At 42.7% G+C, this 21,130-nt stretch carries 17 protein-coding genes; 7 read left to right on the top strand and 10 right to left on the bottom strand.

All coding sequences use genetic code 11. The annotated features are described in order from the left end of the window. Positions 1 to 195: 195 nt before the first annotated feature. From FEE42_RS12620 to tssI, 7 genes are all read right to left on the bottom strand, one after another. Positions 196 to 450, bottom strand: coding sequence for a hypothetical protein (locus tag FEE42_RS12620; RefSeq protein ID WP_206023154.1), 255 nt, complete (start codon positions 448 to 450; stop codon positions 196 to 198). Between the two features lie 66 nt (positions 451 to 516). Beyond that, complete coding sequence (locus FEE42_RS00630; protein ID WP_135969664.1) at positions 517 to 1,653, bottom strand: tetratricopeptide repeat protein; 1,137 nt, start codon at positions 1,651 to 1,653, stop codon at positions 517 to 519. A gap of 9 nt (positions 1,654 to 1,662) precedes the next feature. Continuing rightward, positions 1,663 to 2,646 carry an RHS repeat-associated core domain-containing protein gene (locus tag FEE42_RS00625; RefSeq protein ID WP_164027452.1) on the bottom strand — a complete coding sequence of 328 codons (984 nt, stop codon included), beginning with the start codon at positions 2,644 to 2,646 and terminating at the stop codon, positions 1,663 to 1,665. 153 nt (positions 2,647 to 2,799) lie between these two features. Further along, on the bottom strand, positions 2,800 to 3,030 hold the full coding sequence (locus tag FEE42_RS00620) for a hypothetical protein (protein ID WP_077584623.1): 231 nt from the start codon (positions 3,028 to 3,030) through the stop codon (positions 2,800 to 2,802). A gap of 10 nt (positions 3,031 to 3,040) precedes the next feature. After that, entirely contained in the window at positions 3,041 to 4,144 is a 1,104-nt protein-coding gene (locus FEE42_RS00615; RefSeq protein ID WP_470421595.1) for an RHS repeat domain-containing protein, read from the bottom strand. 227 nt (positions 4,145 to 4,371) lie between these two features. Then, positions 4,372 to 4,854: a hypothetical protein gene (locus FEE42_RS00610; protein ID WP_164027451.1), complete on the bottom strand. Its 483-nt coding sequence runs from the start codon at positions 4,852 to 4,854 to the stop codon at positions 4,372 to 4,374. A 10-nt stretch (positions 4,855 to 4,864) separates the two neighbouring features. Then, a complete protein-coding gene (tssI, locus tag FEE42_RS00605) occupies positions 4,865 to 10,819 on the bottom strand; it encodes a type VI secretion system tip protein TssI/VgrG (RefSeq protein ID WP_164027450.1) in 5,955 nt (1,984 codons plus the stop codon). A gap of 445 nt (positions 10,820 to 11,264) precedes the next feature. Between tssI and tyrS the strand changes: the two genes are divergently transcribed. From tyrS to FEE42_RS00580, 5 genes are all read left to right on the top strand, one after another. Beyond that, positions 11,265 to 12,452: a tyrosine--tRNA ligase gene (gene tyrS / locus FEE42_RS00600; protein ID WP_164027449.1), complete on the top strand. Its 1,188-nt coding sequence runs from the start codon at positions 11,265 to 11,267 to the stop codon at positions 12,450 to 12,452. Positions 12,453 to 12,561: 109 nt separating this feature from the next. Next, on the top strand, positions 12,562 to 13,488 hold the full coding sequence (locus FEE42_RS00595) for an aminoimidazole riboside kinase (RefSeq protein ID WP_164027448.1): 927 nt from the start codon (positions 12,562 to 12,564) through the stop codon (positions 13,486 to 13,488). A gap of 69 nt (positions 13,489 to 13,557) precedes the next feature. Then, positions 13,558 to 14,169: a glutathione S-transferase N-terminal domain-containing protein gene (locus FEE42_RS00590; RefSeq protein WP_135968910.1), complete on the top strand. Its 612-nt coding sequence runs from the start codon at positions 13,558 to 13,560 to the stop codon at positions 14,167 to 14,169. Positions 14,170 to 14,176: 7 nt separating this feature from the next. Further along, positions 14,177 to 15,631, top strand: a complete 1,455-nt coding sequence (locus FEE42_RS00585) for a glycoside hydrolase family 32 protein (RefSeq protein WP_164027447.1) — start codon at positions 14,177 to 14,179, stop codon at positions 15,629 to 15,631. 51 nt (positions 15,632 to 15,682) lie between these two features. Next, positions 15,683 to 16,345 (top strand): NAD(P)H-dependent oxidoreductase, encoded by a 663-nt coding sequence (locus tag FEE42_RS00580; protein WP_135968908.1) that lies wholly within the window; start codon positions 15,683 to 15,685, stop codon positions 16,343 to 16,345. Positions 16,346 to 16,430: 85 nt separating this feature from the next. Here FEE42_RS00580 and FEE42_RS00575 read toward each other — a convergent pair whose 3' ends face one another. From FEE42_RS00575 to FEE42_RS00565, 3 genes are read right to left on the bottom strand one after another with little or no spacing between them, the layout of a single operon-like run. Then, positions 16,431 to 17,204: a TIGR01619 family protein gene (locus FEE42_RS00575; protein ID WP_059365327.1), complete on the bottom strand. Its 774-nt coding sequence runs from the start codon at positions 17,202 to 17,204 to the stop codon at positions 16,431 to 16,433. Between the two features lie 9 nt (positions 17,205 to 17,213). Next, positions 17,214 to 18,017 carry an exodeoxyribonuclease III gene (gene xthA, locus FEE42_RS00570; RefSeq protein WP_164027446.1) on the bottom strand — a complete coding sequence of 268 codons (804 nt, stop codon included), beginning with the start codon at positions 18,015 to 18,017 and terminating at the stop codon, positions 17,214 to 17,216. 31 nt (positions 18,018 to 18,048) lie between these two features. Next, positions 18,049 to 18,810, bottom strand: a complete 762-nt coding sequence (locus FEE42_RS00565) for a TIGR01621 family pseudouridine synthase (RefSeq protein ID WP_164028787.1) — start codon at positions 18,808 to 18,810, stop codon at positions 18,049 to 18,051. Positions 18,811 to 18,828: 18 nt separating this feature from the next. Here FEE42_RS00565 and cls point away from each other — a divergent pair, with 18 nt between their 5' ends. Both cls and FEE42_RS00555 read left to right on the top strand, forming a co-directional pair. Beyond that, positions 18,829 to 20,289 carry a cardiolipin synthase gene (cls, locus tag FEE42_RS00560; protein WP_164027445.1) on the top strand — a complete coding sequence of 487 codons (1,461 nt, stop codon included), beginning with the start codon at positions 18,829 to 18,831 and terminating at the stop codon, positions 20,287 to 20,289. Between the two features lie 75 nt (positions 20,290 to 20,364). Next, positions 20,365 to 21,129, top strand: a complete 765-nt coding sequence (locus FEE42_RS00555; RefSeq protein WP_164027444.1) for an ATP-binding cassette domain-containing protein — start codon at positions 20,365 to 20,367, stop codon at positions 21,127 to 21,129. Position 21,130: the final 1 nt, after the last annotated feature.

Here is a 21,130-nt window from a genome sequence, read left to right as displayed (position 1 = left end):
ATCTCCTTTAATTCAAAAAGTCTTCAATTGGCATCATATTTGGAGAAAGCTGTTCTAGCTTTAATACATATTTCTGCTTACTCCAAAAGCATTGGCAATTCTTAGGATTCTGATTAGCTTCAAATATATTATGATGAGAGCCATAAACACCATGCTCCATCTTATCATCAGGAATAATATCTAATGGTCTATATGCTAATGTTTTAAGAGGCTCACGGTCTTACAAGGCGGGCATTGTTTTTTATCGCATTTTTTAGTCACATCAGATATTGTTGTATTGGAACTTTCTGAGGCTTCCATAGCATCCATCGTACCTTGTACACCCACATAAGCTGCTGCTCCAAATAACACTCCCCAAAGAGCATAGGCACCGTAGCCGACTGCCGGAACTAGTAGCCCTAATGGATCCGTTTGATTCTGCACCGTTCCCTCAAACCGATAAAGATTCATCCCACCCTGCAACCCTATCGGGTCTTGTGTGGTAAATCATCCAAGCTATAACGGTAGGTAGTTCGATTATTTAAATGTAAAACCATTTTCTTTAGCTTTTTCTAGCCAGTACTTTGCTTTTTCTAAGTCTTGTGGAGTATCAATTGAACCATTTGAATATATTTGAGATAACGCAAACATTGCAACCACTATATTATTTTCATTTGCAGCCTTTTGAAGCCATTTAATCGCTTCTTCTTCATTTCTTTTTACATAACGCCCATTAAATAACCAATTAGCAAGATTATTCTGAGCTAATCCATGTCCCATTTCCGCTGCCTTTTTATAGTACTCAAAAGCCTGTTTATCATCTTGCTGTACTATAGAATTTCCTTCTGAAAATAATGTCGCTAAAAGAAAATAAGCTTGCGTTTCATTTTGTGCAATAGACTTATTTAACCAATACAATGCTTGCTCTTTATCAGGAATAGTTCCAATTCCTTTTGCATAATAAAATCCTAAATTTGCTTGAGCAAGAGAACCTCCAGCTTCAGCACCTTTTTTTATCCATTTAAAAGACTGAGTATTATCCCCTAGTTCTTTATAATAAAAGCCCAAGTTATTCATTCCCATTACATCCCCAAGCCCAGCCGCTTCTTTTGCTAACTTGATAGCTTTATTAATATCTTTTTCTACGCCCAAACCATAAAAATAACTATTAGCTAAATTAATTTTGGTAATAGGTAACTGGTTATCAACTAATAACGCTTGATTAAAATAATCTATTGCTTTTTTAAAATCTCTATTTGTGCCAATTCCATTTTGGTAATATACTCCGAGATTATTTAAACCAATTGGATTGTTTTCTTTTGCAGCCTGCTCAGCCCAATAAAATGCTTTATCGTAGTTTTTTTCAACTACCACACCATTTTTATAAAACCAACTTAAATTCGCTTTTGACTTGGTAAAACCTAGTTTTGCAGACCTATTAAACCAATAAAAAGATTTTTCAAGATCAACTTTTGTACCGATACCATCTCGATAAATAACCGCTAAATTATACTGGCTAAACAGATCATCTTTAGTGGCACAATAGCTTAGATCTTGAATATCTTTAGTAACTAATGTTTTACATTCAGGAACTTTAGATAAACTGTGATTTGAAAAAAATAATGCTGGTACTGAAAATAACCCAATAGTGACCGTGAAATAGAATTTTCTCATATTTTCTCCCTACTTACATATGGTAGCTTGAACACACTGCTTAAGGCTAACCCCTAGCTTAGCCCCTACGGCAGGACCAAAAGATGTTGTAACACTATCGTCTCCACCTAAATACCTACTATTTACGCACATTGATCCTCCAATTCCACCACCAGCACTCCCTGAGACATCAATACAGCTGGGAAATGATAGGCCTGTACTTATGGAGGCATTTGTGTATGCAATTCTATTTGATACTTGGGCCCCACCATCAATACCAACGTTTCCACACATAGTAACATAACCACATTTGTTTATTTTGCCATCTTTATCTCGTGATGTTGCCAATCCTCCTGTAAAATCAAGCCCTACACCTGCCACAGCAGATCCAGAAACTTCATTAGCAAGCGTATAAGGTTTATTTTTTACGCTATCTTTTATTTTTGGAAAAATATTAGTCTCAGCTTGTTGAGCTAAATAATCCCCATGAGCCTTCACTGCTAAATTATTTAACTGTTCATGAGTAAATCCAAATGGATTAGAGTTCAATCCCAAAGGATCAACCCATGCTTGCACATTAGGTGCAAATTGATACAGATTATCTCCGCCCAACAACCCTATCGGGTCTTGTGTGGTAAACCGCCCCGTCATCGGTTCATAATAACGTAGGAAGTTATAATGCAAGCCCGTTTCTTCATAAAAATATTGGTTCTGTAAACGGAACGGTTGGTGTCCCTGGTTTTGTTGGGCTAGATGGCGGTCATAGTGTAAGCCGCCCCACGCATCATAGCACCCCCGCCAAATCACTTTGCCTTGGCTGTCCGTCATCTCCCTCGGGATGCCGATGTGGTCGCAGTGGAAGTAGTTTATCGCCTGTTCGATTTGGTGATAGTTTTCCTCTCGTTCCATCTTCCGTCCGATACATTGCGCCAGCGGTTTGTAGCTGCCCGGGTGGCGGTAGATGTAGGTGAAAGTGCGGTTGGTTTTTTGGTCGATTTCCTGGACTTGAGCCATCCCAACTGTCCGCTACCCCCCCCCCCCTTTCCAACCGTACTTTTCCGATTCTTCTGGCTAAAATATCATACTGATATTGCCATTCCTTTTTCGCTTAATTTGGCTTTTGAATAGTCCTTTGATAAGTTAGTTTTTCGTCTTATAGCGTATTGCTTAGATTTTTATCAAAAAATCAATATTATCATCTCTCTGTATATGAACTAATCCTATTTTTTCAAATTTAATCATTACCCCTCCACCTTGAGAAGATAAATAAGTATAGTCATAGTCGTCTAAAAATATGTTTTCATCAATCAAACTTACAACAATTCCTTTTATAGGATCTGAACCCTGCCAAATCACGTTATCCCCTAACCTTATTTTTTTTCCATTTGAGTACTTCATTTTATCCTCCTTAGTTTACAAAATCTTCAATCAATATCATATTTGGAGTAATTTGATGTGGTTTTAATACATATTTTTGTTTACTCCAAAAACACTTACAGTTATTAGGATTTTGATTGGCTTCAAATATATTATGATGAGACCCATAAACACCATGTTCCATTTTATCATCGGGAATAATATCTAAAGGTCGATACGCTAATGTTTTAGGAGGAACTATTCTACCACTTATGGTTTTACACGGTGGACACGGCTTCTTATCACATTTAGAGGTATTTTCCGATTTGGCTTGTGTAGTAGGCTGAGCCTTATCATGCTCTTCCATCGCATCCATGATACCTGCCGCAATAAGAATGCCGGCCACAGCAGTTCCTACATAAGCTAATCCTTCCAAAATCCAAGGGACTGCCGGTGCAAGTGCCGGCGCAAATAACCCCAACGGATCCGTTTGATTCTGCACCGTCCCCTCAAACCGATAAAGATTCATTCCACCCTGTAACCCTATCGGGTCTTGTGTGGTAAACCGCCCCGTTATCGGGTCGTAGTAACGCAGGAAGTTATAATGCAGCCCTGTTTCTTCATCATAGTATTGGTTTTGTAAGCGAAACGGCTGGTGGGTGGCTGCCGCATTGTTCGGGTAGCGCTCCCGGATAAGACCACCCCAAGCATCATAACGCCCCCGCCAAATCAGTTTCCCTTCACTGTCCGTCATCTCCCTCGGGATGCCGATTTGGTCACAGTGGAAGTAGTTAATCTCGTGCTCAATCCGGTTTCCCTGTCCGTCCGTGCGGGCAAGACATTGCGCCAACGGCTCATAGCTATTTGGATGGCGGTAAATGTAGGTGAAAGTGCGGTTGGTTTTTGGGGCGTTTTGCGCGCTTTGCTCATGTCGGATTTCCTGCACCAAGTGCGACCCGTCCCAAATAAATTCACTGTGTAACTGTTTTTCGCCCCCTTTGGTCAACTTCCATTTGGCGACCCGTCTGCCCAACGGATCATAATCATACCCCCAACTTTCCTCTTTGTAACGGCTGTAAATCGCCGCTTTTATCAGCTGATTTTTTAAATCATAGGTATAACGTTGGTAATCATCCTCTGCCGATTTCCGCTCAATCAGATTGCCTCAATTTTATGCTTTATATTTGCTTTTCCTATATTTACACCACCACAATCAGTTTTTATCCCACATAGTTTTACTCTTTCATTTTTATGTTGGTTTAATGATAGCACTGCACCAGCGGCACATAACCGTCCGCTTCGCTGTAAATATAGCTGAAAGTGCGGTTACTTTTATGAGCGATTTCTTGGATTTAAAGTTTATTTTTATTATTTAGTCATAAATTATCTAATTAAACCTATTTTATTGGTTGTAAAATGATAATGCTTAGTTCCATACTCATCATCCATAAGAGAAATCTCCAAGAAATTATCATTATTTATGGAAAATATATAAAGTGACACATATTCTTTCTTAAAAGCGAGATTAAACCAATCAAACAATTGAGTAGTATTAATCTTAAAAATAGGGAAGTATTTGTCTGATATACTATAATTATCTATATTTTTAATAATAAGATTACATAATATATAAACGTAATCTTCACTATTAAATATATCCATACATATACGAAGTGATTCCACAATATTAAAAGAACCATATATCCTATGAAATTCACTAACATTTCTATATTTCTGATATATATATATCGTTTCAGGAAAAAGAATTATTTCTTCTGAATTATTTATTAAAGAAGATAAGCTTTGATCTTCAATCCAATTTTGTAAAATTTTCTTTTGAATAAATAAATAGTTATTATTTTTCATTTTTGACACCTTAATTAAAACGATGAGGAAATACAGCACCTCCTCCTTGATACTTCCAAGCTCCGTGGCTAAAAGTTTGTATTTCTCCATTATCTGTTTTAGCATTACTTATATGCCAATGTGGACAAGGATGATCCCTATCAGACGGGTGATGAGATACTATCTTTATATCTCCCTGAGGATAGGCGCTATACGCATATTGTTCCCAACCTTGAATACCTCGTTTAGCAATTAAATCATTTTCTGTTAATTGAGAAGAAGCTAATGCTTGCTTTTTAGCTTCGGAGCGTGTTGGATAATCTGAACAAGGATCTTTTTTACACTTGGATGTTTCAGCTTGTGCAGCAGACTGAGCCTTATCATGCTCTTCCTTCGCATCCATGATACCTGCCGCAATAAGAATGCCGGCCACAGCAGTTCCTACATAAGCTAACCCTTCCAAAATCCAAGGGACTGCCGGTGCAAGTGCCGGCGCAAATAATCCCAACGGATCCGTTTGATTCTGCACCGTCCCCTCAAACCGATAAAGATTCATCCCACCCTGCAACCCTATCGGGTCTTGTGTGGTAAACCGCCCCGTTATCGGGTCGTAGTAGCGGAGGAAGTTATAATGCAACCCCGTTTCTTCATCAGAGTATTGGTTTTGTAAGCGAAACGGCTGGTGGGTGCCTGCCGCATTGTTCGGGTGGCGCTCCCGGATAAGACCGCCCCACGCATCATAACGTCCCCGCCAAATCAGTTTCCCTTCACTGTCCGTCATCTCCCTCGGGATGCCGATTTGGTCACAGTGGAAGTAGTTAATCTCGTGCTCAATCCGGTTTCCCTGTCCGTCCGTGCGGGCAAGACATTGCGCCAACGGCTCATAGCTATTTGGATGGCGGTAAATGTAGGTGAAAGTGCGGTTGGTTTTTGGGGCGTTTTGCGCGCTTTGCTCATGTCGGATTTCCTGCACCAAGTGCGACCCGTCCCAAATAAATTCACTGTGTAACTGTTTTTCGCCCCCTTTGGTCAACTTCCATTTGGCGACCCGTCTGCCCAACGGGTCATAATCATACCCCCAATTTTCCTCTTTGTAACGGCTGTAAATCGCCGCTTTTATCAGCCGATTTTTTAAATCATAGGTATAACGTTGGTAATCATCCTCTGCCCATTTGCGCTCAATCAGGTTCCCCAAACTATCATAGGTAAAACGAATACCTTGATAGTTGACTACCCGGTTGTCCTGAACCTTTTCCGTCGGGCTGTTGACGAGGTTATGTGCCGGGTCAAAATAAAAATGTTGGGGTGGGTGTTGGGGTTGAGATTGGCTATGCCCTTGACCCGCCACTTTGGCAATCCGCCCCAGATTGTCATACCGATATTGCGTCTGTTGCGGTGCCTCAAACGGTTTCGACGGGAACACCGTGCGCGTTTGGGTCAGATTACCCAAGCTATCATAGCCGTAAGTGCGGTCAATTTGGAGGGCGTTTTGGTGGTGGGTTAGCCCCGCCTGCTGTTGCACCAACCGTCCCCCCTCATCATAACGGTAACGCCCGCTCAGCTGTCCCTGACTTCGGACAATTTCTCGATGAAGCGTATCCCGCGTCATTTCACTGATGAGTTGATGATTGAGCTTGATACCCGATAAATGTCCCGTACCATAGTAAAAATAACCAATACTGTCCCCCGACGGCAGGCCGGTTTTTACACGGTTGCCATTCCCATCATACTCATAGGCAAGCCGATGCCCTCCCTGACTTTCTTCCACTAAACGCCCTATCGCATCATAACGAAAAGCAATCTGCCGCCCGCCACTTTCGACCGCACTCATTCGTCCGTTTAAATCAAACCGGAATCGGGTTTGGTGGGTGCTCTCTCCCTGCCGGATAACTTCTTCGGTCAGCTGTCCCAAACTATCGTACTTAAATTCCGCTATCCGTATCGCCGCTTTATTCCGCTCTCCACGCGCCGTCACGCCATAATCCGTGCGACGCATCAGATTCCCCTGTCGGTCATAGTCATACTGCGTAAGCTTATCATCAAACCCCTTCTCCCAAATCACCCGGTCCAATTCGTCATACACAAAACGGTAGCTGGCGTGGTTTTCGTTAGTCAGCCCGACCAACCTCCCCGCCACGTCATAATCATAGTGGAACTGATGACCCCGGGCATTGGTTTTTATACTGACTAAACCGTCAGCCCGGTATTGATAGCGGGTGCGGTTGCCCTGTGGGTCCGTCACCTCTGTCATACGCCCCGCCTTGTCGTAGCGGTAAGCGGTGCGGCTTTGGTTCGGTAATATCAGCGCAATCAGTTGTTGGCGGTCGTTGTAATCATAGCTTGTGGTGTGACCCTGCGCATCCGTTTGTGCGGTGAGCTGCCCCCATTCGTTATAGCCAAACCGGCTTTGATTACCCGAACAGTCCGTCACCTGGCTCAGTTGATAGTTGTCATCATACGCAAACAAGGTATCATTACCCAACGGGTCGGTACTGCAGGTTAAAAGCCCTTTGTCATTATAAGCATACTGCGTTTTTTGATTTAACGCATCAACACGCTCAATCAGCTTGCCCCTGTCGTCATAATGATAACGGGTCAGGTTGCCAAGCGCATCCGTTTGTCCCGTTAAACGCCCCTCATTGTCATACATAAAATATAACATCACATTATCCGGACGGGTGAGCTTGGTCATTTGTCCTTGCGGGTTATATTCAAAATAACTGGTTTGTCCGGACGGAGCGGTTTGACTTAACACCCTGCCTAATTTGTCTCTCTCTTGCAGGGTTGCCTGTCCGTTTGCCGCGACGAATTTGATAAGTTCTCGATGTTCGTCAAAATGATATTCTTCCGTTCGTCCCAACACGTCGGTCACTTGCGTATAGCTTGGGAAATAGGCAAATTCCCAACGCTCGCCGAGGTTGGTGCTATTACGTATTACCTTGCCGCTTGGGCGATAGTGGTCATATTCATAACGGGAAACTAAGCCTGCGGCATCTTCATGGGCAATCATCAGGTGATTGCGATAGGCAAATTTGCGCACCACATAGCCTAAGCCGTCTTTTACTTCAATTAAATCCCCTTCGGCGTTGTAGCGGTAAGCGACTAATTTTTTGCCAAGCGGGGAATTGGTTGATACCTCTGATACCTCAGAAAGTGCGGTGTGTTTTTGTAAAGTTTCCTGTAATTGGGTGAGATTGACTGCGGAAAAAGGCTGGGGTAATAAGTAAATATCGGTCAGCCGCCACAGTGGTGAGCGGTCGCCCGTTTCAGGGGGAATAGTCGCACTTGCCATTGCCGCTATCGGAGAGGCTGTCGCCGTTGTCGCAGCCATGTGCTTAAACTGTAACGCAAAGACCCGTCCGTTGCCGTCTGTTACCGCATAAGGTAGAGGCGGTTGTCCGTATAATACTTGTCCGTACAAGAACTGTTGGCGGTTGCCGTGGTTGTCTTGAATTGTCTGTAAAGTGAAATAGCGGATGGACGTTTGTCCGTCTTGCCTCTGTCGGGCGGTTTGCGGGGGCGAGCAACGAAATGTCATGCGTACCGATTTTGTCGTATTGGCAATTTCAATCGTCTCCGCCCCGATATAGTGTACCCAAATCTGTTCGGCTTGAATAAATATCGGTGTGCCGTCAATCTCGCGCGGTAACGGAATTTCCCGCCCCTGTTCGTCAAGGTAGTAAAAGGATTCAAGTGCGGTCGATTTCGGCGGCGTTTCTTGTCCGTCGTTCAATGGAGTGTCCAACGGGTTATCTAACGCGACCGACTGTAACCGCCCTTCTATCCATTGGCTGCCGTTCACCCGCCAACCTTGCCCTAACCAGTTACCCATCTCGCCTGCCGGAATATCCGAGTAATATGACCGACGCCATGTGAGCGGTAACAGCCCAGGTAAGGCAAAATCCACTTCATTGGTCAGCAGTTTAATCCCCAAAATCGGGTTGACCGGTCGCCCGACTGCCGCCGCCTGCTTACAGGCGATACATTCTCCCTCCACCGAGCGCCCGCCCGCCATCGCCTCGCCTTTCACCGTCAGCGGGCCTTCAATGGTGACAATGCCTTTTAAGGTAATGCCCTTTTCATTCAGATGAATCTGACCGCCTTTGCTGTCCAAGCGAATTTCATCTTTACCGGTGACGTGCATATTTTGGCTTATCATCGTTAGTAATTGGGCGGTGCTGAAATGGGTATTATTGCCCACATCAATGCGGTAATCCTTGCCCACCGTTAAATCGCAGTCCTGACCGACCATTTCTTTTTGGCTGAGCAACACATTCAGACTGCGCATCATCCCCACATTATGTAACTCGTTCATGGCGATGTTGGTCATTCGGTTAAAGCCTACCGTAAGCAGTTCATTTTGCTTGATGGTTTGCGAGCGGTTTTTTCCGACGGTGATTTTTTCATGACGCCCAACTTTTTCGCTGCGATTGCGCCCGACTTTGGTGGTTTCGTCATGATTGACCACATTGTTTTGGTTTTTTTGCGCATGGATAAAGATTTCTTCTTGCTCTTTTTCATCGTCGAAACGTAATTCGTTAAAGCCCTCCCCTTTGTGGGTTTTGGATTTAATCGTCATGCGGGTTTTATGGGTCGGTAGCGGATAAGGCGGCTCGGTGGTGCCGTGATAGGTGCGCCCGGTAATAATCGGTTGGTCCGGGTCTCCCTCTAAGAAACCGACCAATACCTCATGCCCGATACGCGGAATCGCTATACTGCCGAACTGCGCCCCCGCCCAGCCTTGGCTGACCCGTATCCAACAAGAGCTGTGTTCGTCATTATTGCCCTGTCTGTCCCACGGGAACTGGACTTTCACCCGCCCCCATTCGTCACAGTAAATCTCTTCCTCTGCCGGCCCCACCACATGCGCCACCTGAAGTCCGTCCACGCGCGGTTTGGGTTGGGGAGTAGGACGCCATTGTCGTCCCTGCGGTATTAGTTTGATGTCGTTTTCATAACGATTACCTTGCTCGCCGCTCTCTTCTTCCAATACGCCACTCTGCCAACCGCGATGGGTGACTCCCACAACCAGCCAATCTCGATTGTAGTGGGCCCGACGATGGCCCGTCAAAGTGAAACAATAGCCCGGTATTACCCGTAAATCGTCACTTTTGGCGGTGGCAAGCTCAGCCTCACGTTGAAGGTATTCCAAGCGGTATCGGGTGAACGGCTTGCCCTGTGCATCCCGCTTATAACGACCCGGATAATCGTAACTCTCATATTGTGCGTCACGGTGTTCGCCAAAAATGTTTGGGGTGTTGCGAACGGCTTGGTGCTCTTGGTGATAGCGCGGGTGGGTAAAGGTATAATCCCGTAGGGTTTGCTGTGTCCCCGCTAACTTTTCTTCATAAGCCCAATGCCACACTGCCGCCTCAGGCCGCTCGCCTGCCGGCATAGCGTTATACAATAGCTGCCCTTTGGATTCGGCAAGTCCGCTACTGTTGGAGAAATGTAAAATATGATGGTCGGCGGTATGTTCAAAATAATAGTACGTGCCTTCTTCTGCCACTAAGCGTTCAATAAAGGCTAAATCGGTTTCCCGGTATTGCACACAATACTCCCGCGTCCAGTAGGCATCGGAAAAATGAAACTGATGTTGGGTTACCTGATTTTTACGCAACAGGGTTTCGATAATCTGTTGGCTGTCTTGCTGTTGGAAAATACGCAAATCCGCTTGTAGGTTGGCACGGGATAAGGCGGGTTCAATCACCATCTGATAACGGGTGCGGGAAAAACCGCTTTCTTGTTGTTTGAAACCGGTGACGATACCGTTAAGATAACGAATCGGTGTGTCATCTTGCCAAAAGGTTAAGGTGGCGGGGTGGTTTAAAATCTCGGCGAAAGCAGGGGCGTTATCAAAACCAGCTAACGCCAGCTCGGCACGAAATAGTGAGGATAAATGTTCGGTCAGGACAAAACTGACTACATCAAATTGGCTGTTGCCGTTGACCGTAAGGCTATAACGATAATCGGATTGAACTGCCATAAGCATTCCTATCTGGATAGTGAGTTACAACATTGGGTGATACAAATATCTTTGATTTTTAACGACTTGCTAAAAATATAGCAATTTGGGGAAATTGACAACTGTTTTGAGGTTTAGAGAGTAAATAAAATAGTTTTCGAAACTTACACAGCAAAACCGATCCGGATAAATTCCTTTTCTTTGAGATAGAATCGCCACAAAAACAACTTGGTTATACATCTCCACAAGTGACAAAACGTTACATCCGCAAGAATAAAATTCTCTTATTTACTCGAGTATCGTTTCGGAACATAGCTATAACGTCGAAACGAACTCAAGAATTACCACAAATAACACATTGATATAACATGAGTTTTCAACAAACTAAAAACATCATTTTTTTATTCACAAATCTTTTAGAATCCCTATAATAAACCATCTCAAAATCATAATTAGGAAATAAATAATGACTGATATTAACACTGTTCTCGCGGAGCTGAAGCGGGGTACCGATGAAATTCTTTCCGAAACGGATTTAATCGAAAAACTGAAAGAAAATCGCCCATTAAAAGTAAAATTAGGCGCTGATCCTACCGCACCGGATATCCATTTAGGACATACCGTTGTGCTAAACAAGTTACGCCAATTTCAACAACTCGGTCACGAAGTTTATTTCTTAATTGGTGATTTTACCGGTATGGTAGGCGATCCTTCCGGTAAAAATACAACCCGTCCTCCATTAAGTCGCGAAGATGTATTGCGTAACGCAGAAACCTATAAAGAGCAAATTTTCAAAATTCTTGATCCGCAAAAAACCAAAATCGTCTTCAATTCCGAATGGTTAGGTAAACTGGGTACAGAAGGAATGATTCGCCTAGCGAGTAATTATACCGTTGCCCGTATGTTGGAGCGTGATGACTTCAAAAAACGCTTTACCAATAATCAACCTATTGCGATTCACGAATTCATTTATCCTCTATTACAAGGGCATGATTCCGTCGCTCTCGATGCGGATGTCGAACTTGGCGGTACTGACCAAAAATTCAATTTATTGGTTGGCCGTGAATTACAAAAATCAGCCGGTCAAAAACCGCAGGTAGCGATTACGATGCCATTACTTGTGGGCTTAGACGGCGAGAAAAAAATGTCAAAATCCCTTGGCAATTATATCGGTGTCACCGAAGCGCCAAATGATATGTTTGGTAAAGTGATGTCGATTTCCGATGAGTTAATGTGGGATTGGTATAATCTTCTTTCATTCCGTCCATTGACTGAAATTGAGCAACTAAAAGCCGATGTCAAAAATGGTAAAAACCCACGTGATGTTAAAATTTTACTCGCTAAAGAATTAATTGCCCGTTTCCACGATGAAGCAGCCGCAGATACGGCAGAACAAACCTTCATTAATCGTTTCCAAAAAGGGGCAATACCGGACGAAATGCCTGAATTTACTTTTACCGGTGAAATGGGGTTAGCGACGTTATTAAAAGAAGCGGGGTTAGTACCGTCCACTTCTGAAGCGATTCGTTCCGCACAACAGGGCGGGGTCAAAATTAACGGTGAAAAAGTTGATAATGTAAAAGAAAACGCACCAAAAGGTACCCATGTTTATCAAGTCGGTAAACGTAAATTTGCCCGTGTGACAGTGGAATAATAAAACACTCTGCAAAATAACCGCACTTTAAAAAGTGCGGTTATTTTCTAACATGAATTAGTGTAGATAAAGAATTTATACCCTAGTCTATTTTATAAGGAAGATTACTATGAGCCAGAAAATTTGGGTAACCGGCGATGCCGTAGTTGATTTAATTCCTGATGGCAAAGATCATTATTTGCGCTGTGCCGGCGGCGCACCGGCAAATGTCGCGGTGGGCGTAGCCCGTTTAGGCGGACAAAGCGCCTTTATTGGTCGTGTAGGAAATGATCCCTTAGGTCAATTTATGCAACAAACGTTGAATGCTGAAAATGTGGATACTGCCCATATGATTTTAGATCCGCAACATCGAACTTCAACGGTGGTTGTTGGATTGGATAATGGCGAACGCAGTTTCACGTTTATGGTCAATCCAAGTGCGGATCAATTCTTACAAACAACCGATTTTCCCCCTTTTCAACGTGGTGAATGGTTACACTGTTGTTCTATCGCCTTGATTAATAATCCCTCTCGTGAGGCGACCTTTGAAGCAATTCTCCGAATTAAAGTAGCAGGCGGTTTCTTCTCTTTTGATCCCAACTTACGCGAATCGTTGTGGGCAAGCCTAGAGGAAATGAAAACCGTGGTGATGGAAGCCGTGGCGTTAGCAGATGTATTAAAATTCTCCGAAGAAGAGCTTACACTTTTAACCGATAGTGACAGTCTTGATAAAGCCTTTGAAAAAATTACCGCACTTTATCCGGAAAAACTGATTATCGTCACCCTAGGTAAAGACGGGGCGTTATATCATCTTGCCGGTAAAAAAGATGTAGTAGTGGGCAAAGCATTAAAACCGATAGATACAACAGGAGCTGGCGACGCCTTTGTAGGCGGATTATTAGCCGGACTTTCTCAACACGAAAATTGGAAAGAAAACGACATACTCGTGAAAATCATACGCCAAGCTAATGCTTGCGGCGCCCTTGCCACCACCGCAAAAGGGGCAATGTCCGCTTTACCAAATAAGACACAATTAACCGAGTTCTTGGCGAATTAATCTCAAGGTGCGTGACTTCCTATTTCACGCACTTTCCTACTAAGTGCGGTCATAAATAGAGGTATTTTTATGAAACTATGGTATTCCGATTCCAGCCCTTACGCTCGAAAAGTACGCAGTGTGATTCATTATCACCAATTACAAAATCAGATTAAATTATTACACGCAACAAGCGGAATGGATCAACATTCCCCACACAATCAAGCTAACCCTCTTGGGCGCTTACCTGCACTTCAAACGGCAAATGGCGAATGGTTATATAACAGTTCGCTGATCGCAGAATATCTTGATCATTTAGGTTCGCAACCTTCACTTTATGGTGATAGTGAACAACGTTGGCAAATTCTCCGTTTACATTATTTAGCCGATGGTATTTTAGAAAATGAAATATCCGTTATACCGGAAAAACGCCTACGTCCTCGGTCGGAATGGTGGATAGAGCGCCATCAACAAATTTTCCAACGTACCGAACAGAGCCTTATCGCAATTCAAAAGTCCATTGATTTATTTGGTGAAACACTCAATATTGGTACGCTAAATACAGTTTGTGCCATTGATTTTCTGCTCTTTCGTAATGATTGGACTTACGCCACAAAACATTCCGTTATGGAATCATTAAAATCGTGGGCGGAAAAAATGAACGCCCGCTATGCTTGTTTAAACGAAACTTATCCCAAATAGGACAACGATGATTATCTTCAACAACGGCAAATACAAAAGTATTCTTGCAGCAGAACAAGGCGAACTTGATACGATACGTAAAACGGTGGAAAACGACAAACATTTCTATCCTGTTTACCATCTTGCGCCACCTACAGGGCTGTTAAACGATCCTAACGGGCTCATTTTTGACGGCGAAAAATATCACCTTTTTTATCAGTGGTTTCCTTTTGATTCCATGCATGGCATGAAACATTGGAAGCATTTCATCACAAGGGATTTTCAATCTTATCAATCCGCTGATGATTTGATCCCTTGCGAATTATTTGAATCACACGGTTGCTATTCCGGCGGGGCGTTAAAAGTCGGTGATCGATTAGCGATGTTCTATACCGGTAATACCCGTCGTGCAAGCAATAACCAACGCGTGCCTTATCAAAATCTGGCAATCTTTGATTTAGACGGCAAATTGCTTAGCAAACGCCCATTAATTGAAAACGCCCCTAAAGGCTATACCGAACATGTACGCGATCCCAAACCTTACCTAACAAAAGAGGGGAAAATCCGTTTTGTTTGCGGTGCACAACGTGAAAATCTGACCGGTACGGCAATTATTTTTGAAATGGATCATTTAGACGATACGCCACGCCTAATCGGTGAACTGTCTATTCCCGCCTTTAATAATCACAAGGTATTTATGTGGGAATGTCCGGATTTACTGACATTAGCGGATAAGGATATGTTTATTTGGTCACCGCAAGGTAAAGATCGTGCAGCCCATCAATTTCAAAATAACTATCACGCGACTTATGCTCTTGGGCAACTAAAGGATAATACATTGCTCGCAGAACATATTGCAGAACTGGATCAAGGTTTTGATTTCTACGCTCCACAAACTTTTGCCGGTCTAAAAAATAAAGAAAGTACAATTATGTTTGGTTGGATTGGCTTACCGGATTTAACTTATCCGACAGATAAATTTAAATGGCATTCCGCCCTCACAATGCCACGTGAAGTGCGTATTGAAAACAATCGGTTATATCAATGCCCTATTGGCAAAATTTATGAAAATATGACCGCACTTTCTGCACAAACCCTGCAAGAAAAAACTACGATTGAACATTTAGATCGTGCCTATTTGAAATTTGATGCAGAAAATCAGCCGTTCAGATTGTCTTTCTTTACCAATGAAAAAGGCGAAACGTTGCAGTTATCCTATCAAAACGGCTTAATTTGTTTGGATCGCAGTCAATCCGAACAAACGGAATTAATGGCAAAATTTGATACGACACGCTATTGTGAAATCGCCGATCTTCGCACGGTGGAAATTTTCTTGGATCGTTCGATTATAGAAATTTTCTTAAATAACGGAGAGAAAGTGATGACTTCAAGATTCTTTATTGCAAATCGACAAAATATTGTTGTAACAGACCGCACTTTAGACATTGAACTTGGCTTTCCGAAACAAATCGACTATGTTTAGCTCACAGCGAATCAAAATCGACAAATAGAGAAACTTAATAGAGAGGAAAATATGGTAAAACTTACTGCGCAAGAAATTATTGAATTATTCAATCAACGTAGCTCAACCCGTTATTACGATCCGAGTAAAAAAATCAGTGACGAAAATTTCCACGCCATTTTGGAATGTGCACGCCTTTCCCCGAGTTCTGTGGGATCAGAGCCTTGGAAACTCTTAGTGATTCAAAACAAAGCGTTAAGAGATAAAATCAAGCCATTTAGCTGGGGCATGATGAATCAGTTGGACAATTGTAGCCATCTGGTCATTTTACTGGCGAAGAAAAACGCGCGCTATGATAGCCCGTTTTTTGTTGATGTGATGGTTCGTAAAGGGCTGACAGAAGAACAGCAACAACAAGCCTTAGCAAAATACAAAACCCTGCAAGAAAACGATATGAAATTGCTGGAAAGTGACCGCACTTTATTCGACTGGTGTAGTAAACAAACTTACATCGCCCTAGCCAATATGCTGACCGGTGCGGCGGCCATGGGAATTGATTCCTGCCCGATTGAAGGCTTCCATTATGACTTAATGAATCAGGCGCTTGCTGAAGAAGGTTTGTTTGATCCAAATGAATATGGCGTATCCGTTGCCGCAACATTTGGTTACCGCGCCCGAGATATTACGAAGAAATCCCGTAAAGCGATGGATGAAATTGTAACTTGGGTAAAATAACCGTTGTCTATTAAAACAGACTCAAAAGGGCTAAATCCATACATAAATAACCTAGGGTAACGTTTACCCTAGGTCAAAGAGCAAATTAATTCAGCTGCTTATTATCATCCATCAAACTATCGCACTCCCAACCAATATAATCTCCCATAAATTGTTGGGCTAATTTTTCAAATTTTTCGACTTGTTCAAAAATCTCGCCATTATCAAGGGATAGTTCTTGCTCAAGCTTCACTAGATAATAAGGCTCATCATCTTCATTAAACTGAATAGGTTGTGCGGAATATTGCAAGGTGGAAAAGGAATGATCGGCTAAGCTCAATTCATCCATAAAAGGAAACATTTTCTGTTCTTCATCAAAATGAAAACTATGTTCTACCAAATAAGTATCACTTAAATCACGCCCTTTACTTTGCAGTAAACCTAACAATTCTTCGGTGGCATTCATTTTTATTTCAAGCGGTGACGCAAGTAAAAAATCAAAATAAATATCCCAATGGGGATCCTCTTGAACACTCACCTCTTCCACAAAATCAATTTGCGATAACGTCTCAAGCAAAATCTCCGAATGTTCACAATAGAAATGCATTTTAGCCTGCCCGTTACAAATAAAATGTCCGGCAAAAAACACATTCGGAAGTGCGGTCAATTGTGCCAAAATTTTGAATATACGATTGATAAGTTTATCGTACTCTTCTTCTGACGGAAGCCCGCTCTCATCACTCTCATAATTAATGGCAAATTGCACAATTTTATTGCAATTATTACCATGAAATCGATCGATATTTTCAATGTTTGCGGTAAACACGGCAGGCATATCATTCACGCTGGAACGATAATTCTGCCAATTTGCCATATCCATATTTTATTCCTATTTAAATTCTGCCCAAATCGGCGCGTGATCGGAAGGCTTTTCCATTGCCCGAATATCCAAAGCAATGCCGACATCAACACAGCGTTCCGCTAATGCTTGATTCACCAAAATATGATCAATACGTAAGCCACGATTATCATCAAAACCTTTTGAACGGTAATCAAACCACGAGAATTTATCATTTGCCGTTGGGTTCAATTTGCGGAAACTGTCCTCTAAGCCATAATCATATAAGCGCTGATACCACTCACGTTCTTCAGGTAAGAAAGAACATTTTCCGGTACGCAACCAACGCTTGCGATTTTCCTCACCAATGCCAATATCTAAATCTGTCGGGCTAATATTCATATCCCCCATAATTAAAATCGGATTGGCTTTATCGTGATCTTGTTCTAAATAACGTTGTAAATCCGCATAAAATTTTTCTTTTGCCGGAAATTTGGTTTCGTGGGTGCGGCTCTCGCCTTGCGGGAAATAGCCGTTAATCACCGTCAATAAACCAAAATCCGTTTCCAAATCCACCATAATAATCCGTTTTTGCGCATCCTCATTATCCGTCGGGAAACCACGGCGAACGGCTTTCGGCTCTTGTTTGGTCAATAACGCCACACCATAATGCCCTTTTTGTCCGTGGTGAAATACGTGATACCCCAAATTTTCTGTGATTTCATAAGGAAAGGCCTCATCCGCCACTTTAATTTCCTGTAAACCAATCACATCCGGTTGGTATTTTTCAATCACCGCCTCCAATTGATGAGGACGAGCACGCAAGCCATTAATATTAAAAGAGATAAATTTCATTTAAGTTCCTGTTTGTAAAAATTGCGAAACATTATACAAGGATTTTGCCCTTTCCGAAAAATGGGTTTTCATTTATTTTTGCGATCACAGTTTCCCTTTGCCACCATTCCCCTTCTTTCGGCATTGCCTTCACATCAAATTTTTCACCGTGAAATTCAAATTCCAACCTTGCGGCGTGTAAATAAGTGCGGTCACAAAAAACAACGTTTTTTGAACGTTGGCTTTGCCAACGTCCTCGTGAGAGGTGAACAAACGAGTGATCGAGTTTGTGAATAATTTCAGCCGTGTTTTTGCCATAGAGATCATCGCCTAAAATCGGGCTGCCAAGGCTTTTCATAGCAACCCGTAATTGATGGGTTTTGCCGGTTTGGGGATTGAGGATAAACAAACGTAAATTCGGTTCGCAACTAATGCTTGCAAATTGGGTAATCGCAGGATTGTCTTTACTTTGGCAAAGTTTCCATGCCCCATTACGGGCTTTTTTCATATCACCGATAATCCGCCCCTGTTTCTTTTTTGGTTTTTGATGGCTTAACGCGAGGTAGGTTTTCTGTATTTTATGTTCAGCAAAAAGTCGTGAAAATTCAGCCGCACTTTCTGCATTTAAGGCAAGAATTAATAATCCTGAGGTGACTTTATCCAATCGATGTACTAACCACACTTGCGCCATACCCAGTTGATTCGCCACTTGCGTGGTTAGACCAACGGTTTCCTGATCTTTATGTACGCTTACGCCACAAGGTTTATAAATAATGATAAAATCACGATGTTGATAAAGAATCTCGAATTCCATAAGTGCGGTTAAAATTTTATGAGTTTTGAACATATTATACTGGTTTATATTGCCCCAATGATAGTTTGGGTATCAGTGATTTCCGTTACGTTGCGTTTGCTCGTAAAAAAACAAGCAGTCTCCGCCACGCTTTCTTGGTTGATGATCATTTATTTAGTGCCGCTTATCGGTGTCGTTGCCTATTTGGTTTTTGGCGAGATAAAATTAGGTACAAAACGTGCTAAGGCGTTCAAAACATTACACCCGAAATATAGTGAATGGTTAGCTCATTTATCACAACAATCTTCGCTTGTCGGTATGCCAAAAAATCGGCAATACCGACCGCTCTTTGATCTGAATTATCAACGTCTCGGCATTCCTTGTATCAAAGGCAATGAATTGCATATTCTAGACACCCCCGAAAGCATTATTCACCATCTGATCAAGGATATTCAACAAGCACAGAATTCCATTAATATGGTTTTTTATATTTGGTCGAACCAAGGCATGATAGAAAAAGTAAGCCAAGCCTTATTGGATGCCAAACAGCGCGGGGTAGAAATCCGCATTTTATTGGATTCCGTAGGAAGTCGCCCTTTCCTAAAAAGTAAAGCATGTCGGGCGTTACGCAAACAAGGCATCGAAATTGTCGAAACCCTTTATGTCAATCTATTTAGGATGTTTTTTAGTCGGATTGATTTACGCCAACATCGAAAAATCATTGTCATTGATAATCAAATTTCCTACACCGGCAGTATGAATATGGTCGATCCTGCTTTTTTTAAACAAAACAGCAAAGTTGGAAATTGGGTCGATATTATGGTGCGGGTTAACGGTGCGGTTTCGACCGTGTTAAACAGCCTACACGCTTGGGATTGGGAAATTGAAACCGGCGTTGAATTGCCATTACCTTTACCAAATTGTCCGCTTGTGCCGATTGATGATTATGACACCCACTCCGTTCAAGTTATCGCTACCGGCCCGGCATTCCCCGATGATCTGGCACCGCAAAGCTTAGCGTTGGCAATTTATGCCGCCAGACAAAGCATTGTCATCACCTCTCCCTATTTCGTGCCAAGCCACAGTATTGCCGAAGCGTTACGCATTGCCGCCTTACGGGGCGTGGAGGTTTCAATTATTCTACCGAAGAAAAATGATTCCCTTATGGTGGGCTGGGCAAGCCGTACTTTTTTTGACGATCTCCTTGCCGCCGGCGTGAAAATCTATGAATTTAAAGCAGGTTTATTACACACCAAAAGCGTGCTTATCGATAACAAACTCGCCTTAGTCGGTACAATGAACATGGATTTACGCAGTTTCTTCTTGAATTTTGAACTGGCGCTTGCCGTAGAAGATCTTGCCTTTGCCAATGAAGTTTCGATCCTACATGAGAGCTATATCGCAAATTCAGACCGTCTAGACAGAGAAAAATGGCTATCCCGACCATTTTACAATCGTATCATCGAACGTTTGTTCTTTTTATTTAGTCCGTTACTGTGAGTGATGTCGCTAAAGTTGAAATAAGAATAGTTTTCACATAAAATTGCACTCATTTCTGTAGTTTTTGGATAATTTGTGTTTCAACTTCGACAAGCGTCATTTTCAATTCCCCGGAGAACACTGCTCCACCCGACTTCCCTCTCTTTTGAAAACGGTAAGGTTTATGGGTTAATCGGGCATAACGGTTCCGGTAAATCCACATTAATCAAGCTAATGGCACGACAACAACGCCTCTCTAGCGGCGATATTTTGTTGGATAATCGTTCTATTCAGCACTGGAATAGTCGGGATTTTGCCAAACAGGTGGCTTATTTACCGCAACATTTGCCACAAACCACCAATATGACGGCAAAAGAACTCATCGCCATGGGGCGTTACGCGTGGAATGGGTTGTTTGGGCGTGAAACCGAGGCGGACAGACAAGCCGTCACACGCGCGTTACAACTTACCCATACCGAAAAATTCGCCGATCAATTGGTCGATACCCTTTCCGGTGGAGAACGTTCGAGAATTTGGCTGGCGATGTTGATAGCACAAGAAAGCCGCTTTTTATTGCTTGACGAACCTTTAGCCGCCTTAGATATCGCTCATCAGGTAGAAGTCATGCAACTGATTCAGCAACTGAGCCGTGAATTAAACCTTGGCGTGGTTATTGTGATTCACGACATCAATCTCGCCGCCCGTTTTTGTGATCATTTAGTCGCCTTGCACAGTGGAAAATTATTAGCACAAGGTAATGCTCACGATATTGTCAATCCCGCCTCATTACAACAAATTTACGGCATTGGGCTCAATGTCATTGATCACCCCGAAACCCACCGTCCTGTGAGCTTTTATTAAT

This window comes from Rodentibacter caecimuris, assembly GCF_010587025.1.
Lineage (GTDB): Bacteria > Pseudomonadota > Gammaproteobacteria > Enterobacterales > Pasteurellaceae > Rodentibacter > Rodentibacter caecimuris.
This window is presented reverse-complemented; position numbering and strand designations above follow the sequence as displayed.